This is a genomic window from Paenibacillus dendritiformis, assembly GCF_015845845.1.
Taxonomy (GTDB): Bacteria; Bacillota; Bacilli; order Paenibacillales; family Paenibacillaceae; genus Paenibacillus_B; species Paenibacillus_B dendritiformis_C.
Window position 1 is genome coordinate 1 of record NZ_LDIG01000152.1, and the last position, 9,476, is coordinate 9,476.

General features: G+C 43.1%; 5 protein-coding genes and 2 pseudogenes. 5 read left to right on the top strand and 2 right to left on the bottom strand.

Features of this window, described 5'->3' with window-relative positions; genetic code table 11:
- Positions 1–211 (bottom strand): annotated as a pseudogene (locus ABD76_RS14855) (IS1380 family transposase); the annotation flags it as partial.
- Positions 212–404: 193 nt separating this feature from the next.
- On the opposite strand from ABD76_RS14855, the gene ABD76_RS14860 reads away from it, so the two are divergent.
- The 5 genes and pseudogenes from ABD76_RS14860 (at position 405) to ABD76_RS14880 (ending at position 9,123) form a co-directional block, all read left to right on the top strand.
- A complete protein-coding gene (locus ABD76_RS14860; protein WP_197258050.1) occupies positions 405–1,853 on the top strand; it encodes a citrate/2-methylcitrate synthase in 1,449 nt (482 codons plus the stop codon).
- Positions 1,854–1,894: 41 nt separating this feature from the next.
- Positions 1,895–3,553, top strand: coding sequence for an amino acid adenylation domain-containing protein (locus ABD76_RS14865; RefSeq protein WP_197258051.1), 1,659 nt, complete (start codon positions 1,895–1,897; stop codon positions 3,551–3,553).
- Positions 3,550–6,234 (top strand): aconitate hydratase AcnA, encoded by a 2,685-nt coding sequence (acnA, locus tag ABD76_RS14870; protein WP_197258052.1) that lies wholly within the window; start codon positions 3,550–3,552, stop codon positions 6,232–6,234. The genes ABD76_RS14865 and acnA overlap by 4 nt, the downstream gene beginning before the upstream one ends.
- Positions 6,235–6,395: 161 nt before the next feature.
- Positions 6,396–7,717: pseudogene (locus ABD76_RS14875) on the top strand (DUF6025 family protein).
- Positions 7,718–7,761: 44 nt separating this feature from the next.
- Positions 7,762–9,123, top strand: coding sequence for an LLM class flavin-dependent oxidoreductase (locus ABD76_RS14880; RefSeq protein ID WP_197258054.1), 1,362 nt, complete (start codon positions 7,762–7,764; stop codon positions 9,121–9,123).
- 53 nt (positions 9,124–9,176) lie between these two features.
- Here the strand turns inward: ABD76_RS14880 and ABD76_RS14885 are convergent.
- Positions 9,177–9,476 (bottom strand): ATP-binding protein (locus ABD76_RS14885; protein ID WP_197253989.1); only part of this gene is annotated, 300 nt, incomplete at its 5' end.

A 9,476-nucleotide genomic window follows, 5' to 3' on the forward strand; every position in this document is an offset into this window, starting at 1 on the left:
CAAAGTCACTTTTCCCTTGACAAAGTAGCCCCAGGTACGCGTAGACCACATCCGGGTGAGTGACCGTGGGTTGATGTACACCGGGAAGCGAGGAACGAGTCAAGCGCTTGGCAATCTGGGTATGGGAAAGGAGCAAGCCAATGAGGGCAAGACCGGAATGAGCGGTCAGCATCTCCACGGACTGATCCAGTTGAAAACGTACGGGTTTCATCAATGGCACCTCCGGGGTGAGTTAAAGAAATACGGGAATTCTTCCCTTTTTCCTTATTTTACTTTACCGGCGGCTCATTTTCTAACTTTTCTATGATTTCATTTCACGGATTCAGGTTTATGAACGAAAAACATTTCTTGGTAACTAGAGTTTCGTGGAATAAATAGCTTAATACGAATAAAGGAGCTTATCAATGCGAACACAAAACGATGTAGAGTTAGCCAATTCGCATAATAATACGCAAATAGAAAACAATCAAAGTACCGTCGAAACGTTGATATCACAGGTACTTGGTGTACCAGAAAACCTTATAACCGATCAGTTAGAATATCAGTCTATCATGGAATGGGATTCTTTGGGCCATATCAGCTTGTTACTTGCATTAGAGAAGTGTTATGGGTTAGAAATTCTACCAGAGGATAGAACGCTTCTTACAAGCGTGGGTGCGATAAAAAAGTATTTTAATCCGGATTCTTCGGAAGCAGTCAAGAATGGTTTCAATTCTGAAGTCATTGAAAGCTCTAATAAAACTTTATATCGAGGGCTTAATGGGATCGCATTCGATAAAACGCGTATTTCTTCCATTGACGGCAAGAACGGGCATCTTCACTATAGAGGTTACTCTATACATGATTTGGTAGAGCAATCTCATTTTGAAGAGACAGCATACTTACTGCTGTATGGTAAAATGCCTACAGCCAAACAACTGGAGGATTTTGACCGGGAATTGAAAAGTTCTCGGAAAATCCCTCCTGCGATGTTAGATATTATAAGCAAATTGGATCAGGCGCATCCGATTGAGGTGCTTCGAACTGTGATATCCGCAATGGCTATGTACGATGAAGAGCGTAATTCGACAATGTTTTTCAAACGCAGATCTATAAGACTCATTGCTCAGATTCCAACCATTATTGCAGCTCATCTCAAATTACGGAGCGGTCAAACAATAATTGAGCCAAGTGCGACACTATCGCATGCGGATAATTTTCTATACATGCTTCATGGTACCCCTCCTACAAAACGTGTGAGTTCAGTCTTTGAGAAAATATTAATTCTGCATGCAGACCACGGTTCCAACGCCTCGGCATTCGCTGCTCGTGTTGTGGCAAGCACGAATTCTGATCTCTACTCATCCTTGACAGCCGCAATCGCAACCTTTGCAGGAGAACTTCATGGTGGTGCCATTGAAAAAGTGATCGGCATGATTAAAGAAATAGGTCGACCTGAGTTAGCAGCAGCTTATGTTGAGAGACAGCATGCGGCTCGAAAACCGGTGATGGGCTTCGGTCACCGCGTATATCAAACAGAAGATCCACGCGCGCGTCATTTGCGCGAGATAGCCTATAATTTGAGCCGTGAAAGAGGAGAGCCTCTATGGTTTGACATTCTAGAAGCCGTAGTTGGGGCAATGAAATCATACATCGGAAAAGGCATAGACGTAAATGTTGATTTTTACGCTAGTGTCATTTATCACTTGCTTTCCATTCCTGATGATTTATTTATTTCGGTTTTTGCTGCCGGTCGACTTCCGGGATGGATCGCTCAAGTTCAGGAGCAGTACGACAATAATATTCTCATACGACCTCTCTTGACTTACACGGGGGAAAAAGATTTGAGCTATGTTCCCATTAATAAGCGCTAATTGCGCCCCGTAATGATATTTGCGTTCGGGAGGAACCTATTATGATAAAGAATCGGACTATAGAGAGGGAACCGGTGTTGTCTGAATATTTTCAAGATGAGAGTATTCATTCCGGATTTTTGTCTTGCGTTGAAAAGTATCCAAATCACGTTGCACTCACAATTAAGCATCAAACGTATACTTATGCGGAGTTAGATGAAACGGCCCGAAAATGGGCATCCATTATATTGACGAAAAGCGATTTCGTCCCTCAGCGGATTGGTATCTTTGCTTACCGAAGTAACGTTTCATATATCGGTGTGTTGGCGAGTTTATATGCAGGTGCTGCATTTGTGCCGTTGAACCGCAAATTTCCGATCGAACGAACAGCCGCCATGATAGAAAGTGCTGCTTTGGATGCTGTTATCGTGGATAAAGAATCGGCTGCTCAGTTCCTCTCTATTCTCAAAGAGTTAAAAAGGGTTCCTGCTTGTGTGCTTTTTCCTGATTACTCCAAAACAAACTTTACAACAGACAAGAAAGTGAATATTTGGGACGAGGATGATTTGGAACAAGTTAATTTGCTTTTGAACTTACCTGTCTATCAAAAAAATCGAATTGCTTATTTATTGTTTACTTCTGGAAGTACCGGACTTCCGAAGGGAGTTCCGATAGCTCATTCGAATGCCGTTCACTTTCTAAAGGTTAATCAAAAGCGATATCATATCACGCCTGATGATCGTTTCAGTCAAACGTTTGACCAGACTTTTGATTTATCGATTTTTGATCTGTTTATGGCATGGAGCAACGGGGCCAGGGTTTGTGCCATGGAACCGATCGATCTTTTGTATCCTTTTAAATATATACAAGAACAACGAATAACGATTTGGTTTTCAGTTCCCTCCATTGCTGCCCTGCTTCGAAAACAAGACTTATTAAAAAGAAATAGTTTTCCCGGATTACGGTTAAGTCTGTTTTGCGGGGAAGCACTTCACCGTTCGGTTGCGGAAAAGTGGCAAGAGGCTGCTCCAAATTCTGTTGTGGAAAATTTGTACGGCCCAACTGAACTAACAATCGCTTGTGCAGTATATCAATGGAAGCGTGAGGTCTCGCCGATGGAATGCCGAAATGAGATCGTTCCGATTGGCCAGGTCTATGAGGGGCTTCATGCACTAATAGTAGATGACGACTTGATGCCTGTACCGCAAGGAATGGATGGCGAGCTTTGCATATGCGGCCCTCAGACTTTTCCTGGTTATTGGAATAACGAGGATGAGACGCGAAAGCGGATGGTTGAAGTAAAGTCACATTCAGGTGAGCTCAATATGTATTATCGAACCGGAGACAGGGTGCTAAGGCTCTCCAACAATAATATGGTTTATTTGGGCAGGATGGATCATCAAGTGAAGGTGCAGGGTTATCGCGTTGAATTAAGTGAAATTGAGGGTATATTGTCCACTCAACCGGGTGTTATTATGGCGGCGGCTCTTGCCTGGCCAATACATGAAGGGACCGCAAAAGGAATCGTCGCTTTTGTAACCGGGAATATAAATACACTCGCTCTTACCTCTGTAGCAAAACAAAAGTTACCAATGTACATGGTGCCGAAAAAAATATATTCGCTTAAAGAGATGCCACTAAATGCAAATGGAAAAATAGATAGGAAGCAATTATTTCAATGGCTTGAAACACGGAAAGCCATAGAAGGGGAACAGGGATGAATAGCCGAACGCTTACAGAATTAAGTGATACATTGATGCATGAAGGAACGAACTATAAATATTGGTCGCTACGTAAGCTCGAAGAACGGTTCGGCTTAAATATGTCTCGAACTCCTTATACGGCCAAGCTATTAATGGAGGCGATGATGCGCGCTTTCGAGGCGGGAACATTGCAAGCTGATCATTTCGAGCAAATAATTCGACACCTTTATGAAGGAAAAAAAGGCGTATTGGTACCTTATCTTCCTGCACGTGTAATTCTTCAGGATTTTACAGGGGTGCCTGTTATTGCGGATCTTGCAGCTATGCGAGATGCTGTTCATTTAGCGGGAGAAGATCCTAGACGGGTTACGCCAGTGGTGCCAACTGATGTCATCGTAGACCATTCAATTCGAGTAGAAGCCTCCGGATGCGCAGAAGCGCTTACCATAAATACTAACTTGGAATATAGAGAAAATAAGGAGAGATTTACACTACTGAAGTGGGGGGAGAGAGTTCTCCCTAATTTACGGGTTTTTCCTCCTGGGATCGGGATCATTCATCAACTCAATTTAGAGTATCTATCCCCTGTTATTCATATAAAGCAGCAAGGAAATGCATATTTCTTACATCCTGATAGTGTCTGTGGAACTGATAGTCATACAACCATGATCAATGGCTTGGGTGTCTTAGGTTGGGGTGGAGGAGGAATAGAGGCAGAATCGGTGATGTTGGGACATCCCTTATTCATACTAAGCCCTGCTATTACCGGGGTTCATCTTCACGGCCGCTTGAAACCAGGGGTAACGACCACGGATCTTGTACTTACATTGACTGAAAGGTTAAGAGCCGAAAACGTGGTTGATGAATTTGTTGAATTTTTTGGTGAGGGAGTTTCTTCATTAAGTTTAACAGAACGCTCAACTCTTGCGAATATGTCCCCAGAGTACGGCTCGACCTGCGCATACTTTCCGGTAGACGACGAAACGATTAAATATTTGCGTGTAACGGGACGAAAAGAGTCACATATAGGACTTATCGAAAAGTACTATAAAAACCAGGGGCTTTATGGCGAAATGAATCAGGCTCCGAATTACCACCGCATCATTACGATTGATCTTGCATCCGTGGTTCCTTGCTTAGCGGGGCCGTTCAAGCCCGAAAACCGAATACCACTTCACGATTTAAAGCTTTCATTCCATCAGACTCTTCAACAGCTGCTTCCTGATATGACATCAGCAGAAAATGAGAGTACACTGGCAATCGAAAAGAAAAAGAGGAGTCTCGCACACGGCTCGATATTGCTGGCAGCTATTACTTCATGCACGAATACCTCGAACCCTTCGGTTATGGTTGCAGCAGGATTGGTCGCTAAGAACGCAGTAGATAAGGGACTCTCTGTTCCATATTATGTAAAAAGCAGCTTGTCTCCAGGCTCAAAAGTTGTAACAGCTTATCTTGAACAAGCAGGTTTGATGGAGTTTCTGGAGAGACTAGGTTTTCATGTTGTTGGTTATGGATGCATGACTTGTTCCGGCAGCAGCGGGCCAATTGAAAATGATATTGCAAGTCAGATCATAGAAAAAAACCTGGTCACGGCATCGATTTTAAGTGGCAATCGGAATTTCGAGGGCAGAATCCATCCACTCATACGCGCCAATTACTTGGCTTCGCCTCCTCTTGTTATTGCTTATGCGATTGCAGGTACAGTGAATATCGACATAACTCGTGAGCCGCTTGGTGTAGATAAAAATGGACATCTGGTTTTCCTAGAGGATATTTGGCCGACCGATAAGGAAATTGAGGATATTGTCGATTCTGCAATACAGCCCGATATGTTTCTGAAGAATTATCATTCCTTTACGCTGCAAAATCCCAACTGGGAATCCATAGAAGCATGTGCGGAAGAACTCTATCCGTGGGACGAAGAGTCGACCTATTTGAAGAGAGCACCTTACTTTGAGCGACAACATGAGGGGGGGTTACCGCTTTATGGAGCTCGGGTGTTGGCGATGTTGGGTGACAGTATTACAACTGATCATATTTCTCCAGGCGGGGTTATACATACTGACAATCCTGCTGGACGATATTTATTGCAAAAAGGTGTTTTACCATCAGATTTTAATGTGTTCGGCTCCCGGAGAGGTAATCATGAAGTGATGGTAAGAGGCACTTTCTCAAATAACAGATTGAAGAACGAGCTTATTCCGGGATATGAGGGAGGTTTCACAAAACATCATCCTTCGGAGGAGATACTTTCAATTTATGAGGCAGCGATGCGGTATCATACCGAAGGAACACCTCTTATTGTATTGGCAGGTAAAAATTATGGCTGTGGATCATCGAGAGATTGGGCGGCTAAAGGTTCCAAACTTCTAGGTGTGCAAGCGGTTATCGCACAAAGTTTTGAGAGAATTCATCGCTCCAATTTGATATATATGGGAGTATTGCCGTTGACATTTATTGAGAATGAAAGCTGGCTATCCCATGGATTGAAAGGTAACGAGCTTTATTATGTTACCGGATTAGAACAGCTTGAAGTTGGCAAGGAGCTAATTGTAAAAGCAGAGCAGGAAGATGGTACTTATACGATGTTTTCAGTCAGGGCCAATATTGAAACATCGGCTGAACTGGAATATTACTTGAGTGGAGGCATCTTAGCATATGTCATGAAGAGCCTGCTGAGTAAAAAAGACGATTAGAAAGTATAGATTGTAATGAGGATTAAAATATGAGCAAACCAATAGAGTTCATGCGTGAACTGAACTTGCAAACAAAACTGGAACATACGAATAAAAACAATAAGTCCAATCTGCAGCGTTTTATTGAAAGAGAGTGCGCATTTGATTGGGTTCATCTGGGTATGACGGATGTCAAAGTAGGGCTATTTCTTTCTCTTATTGAGAGAACGCCTTATCTATGTCCTCCGAGAAGCGGGCATATTGGGAATTGGGAAAAAATAGCTCGCGGTCATGCTGGGATGCTTGATTTTAACCAAACTATATGTTCATGTGGGTATGGTTATCCTTCTTTATACAGCTTCAACCAGACGGAGAATTCGGAGCTCATAAGCGGGGATGTGATTTATCTTCCAGGTTCGATCTTTGAGCAAGAGCAACGAATCGAGTTGCCTTTGTATACGTGGAACGGTGAACGATTTGTACAAAGGGATAGGCGAGATCCGCTATTCACTCCCTTTGTCCAAACCATGTGGAATGGAGAACTTATACCGTTAATTCAACTGCATCAAGATCGCTTGTCTAAGTTTCCGGAATTCAAATTCCGTCCGGAAACATCTTTTGTACAAGTGAATCACACTTTAATCTCTCGTATCCTATATGTGCTAATTGATCATGCTAGCAACCATGAAAATCCGCGGAGTTGGTTTCAGGATATATTAAGCCATCAAGTTACCTTGGATGGTAAGATGCATCGAGAAGATATCTTGTACGAACATGGAATATATCGGATGGGCGGGACTGTCTATCAAACTATTGATGAATTAGTTCAAGCTGCTATGCTGCCCTTTCAGTCGGTTAATGACCCCAAGCTGTTCTTTGGTCAAATTAAATCTATGCCACAAAGTTTCCCGCTAGTATCCAATGTACTAATGAGACTGTTATCTGCTTTTTTTAATACTCATTACCCGGACTCGGCGGTAGATCGATTGCAGATGACGCAGCCTTTTAATCCGCATTTTCATTGGGGAGCCAGGGATATGGCGGGATATCCTCCCAAAAAAGGGGGTATTTTGCTACAAAATCGAAACTTAGAAATTATAAGCGTTTTTGCAAAATCATTGTTGATGAATTTCCTGAATTGGATCCCATTTTTTTCATTGTTATACCTGCAGTTATTTTTTCCTTATGTCCGAATGATGCTCATAATCGAGACAGTAAATGTTTAGCAAACTTATTTAAACGAGTACAAGCTGAAACTTTGTATTTACATGGATGTCCAGAGATGATGAATATTGAGATAGAACGTATTACGAAGGAATGGCTGCAGATATCTAAACCGTTTCTCTCTGAATATTGGTTGAGTAGATTTAGGAAAAAAAGCGGAGTGCTGACAAAAGAAACATACTGTTACACACATCATGCAGCAGTGGAGCCTGAAGGGTTCCGTGAAATGACGTTCAGGCAATTATGCATGATTGTTGGAGCATTAATGGAATGCGATTAATACAGCAGATTGGAGTGAGGTCATTGGTCAATTCAAAACGTTTCATGAAACTGGGGGCATTTATACCTGCCCCCGGCCACCATATTGCGGCATGGAGACATCCAAACGCTTATCCGGCGGGCGGTCTTGATATAAACTATTATGCTTCACTTGCCCGGACAGCTGAGCGAGGCAAGTTTGATATGATTTTCCTTTCTGATGGATTGGGGATTCGAACCCATTATAAAGATGAAGATGAGTTAAGCCGTTGGGGACGTACGGTTCATTTTGAACCACTCACTTTATTGTCGGCTCTATCGATGACGACAACTCATATTGGATTGACTGCAACCTGTTCCACAAGCTACAACGAGCCATTTCATATTGCACGTAAATTTGCTTCATTGGACTATTTGAGTCGGGGACGTTCTGGATGGAATGTGGTCACTTCAGTAACGGACGCTGAAGCGCAAAATTTTAATTTAGAAAAACAGGCTAGTCATTCTGAACGTTACCGTCGTGCCAGAGAGTTTATGGAAGTCGTTACAGGTCTTTGGGACAGCTGGGAGGATGATGCGTTTCTATATGATAAACATTCAGGACTTTTTTTCGATCCTCAGAAGCTGCACATTCTAAAACATAAAGGCGAATTTTTCTCGGTAAAAGGCCCATTAAATGTAGCTCGTCCACCACAAGGCTACCCGGTCATTGTTCAAGCAGGATCATCGGAAGATGGACAGGATTTCGCGGCACAATGGTCGGAGGTTGTTTTTACCGCTCACAAAACACTTGAACAGGCACAGGAATTTTATCGCGGCTTAAAAAATCAGTTGAACCGTTATGGACGAGATGAAGAAGAATTGATCATTATGCCGGGTGTTTTTCCGATTGTTGGCGAAACGCGCGCCGAAGCAGAAATGAAATATAACGTACTGCAAGAATTGATTGATCCCGTCGTTGGGTTGGGGTTGCTGACTACACAATTAGGAAACGTTATTGACATTTCGCATTTGCCGATAGACGGCCCTCTTCCAGAGCTGCCGTTAACCGAAGGGAGTACAAGCAGGCAAAAATTAATATATGAACATGCGAAAAATCAAGGGCTGACAATACGGGAATTATACCGTTCGATAGCAGGAGCGCGCGGCCATCGATTTATTCTAGGTACTCCTTATGATATCGCCGACCAATTAGAAGACTGGTTTATAAAAGAAGCAGCGGACGGTTTCAATATATTGCCTGCTAATTTGCCTGATGGGTTAACTGATTTTGTAGACTTTGTCATCCCCGAGCTTCAACGGCGCGGCTTATTCCGGAAAGAATATGAAGGCAGTACACTCCGTGACCATTTAGGTTTAAAACGTCCATCGTTCAACGCAAGGCTTCGCCATCAAGTAAGCAACACCGGGGTTGTTTTTTGCAAGTGAAAAATGCTCAATTTTGCAGCCAAAAGTGCCAAGGCACTTGCCAACCTCAAAGCTTACAACGGGATTCGTTCCATAGCTTGTTTGAAACGGAAGCTCTCGCCTGTAAACGAAAGAATATGTGCATGGTGCACCAAGCGGTCGACCAGCGCAGATGTAAGCTTGGTATCCCCAAAGATGGAGGTCCACTGGCCGAATTCCAAGTTAGACGTCACAATAACACTTTGCCTTTCATAGCAATCCGCAATTACATTGAACAGTAGTTCCGCCCCCGTCTGGCTAAAGGGCACATATCCGACTTCATCCAGGATAAGTAGGTCTACCTTTCTCAGTTTCTCCCGGAACCGGCTCACCGT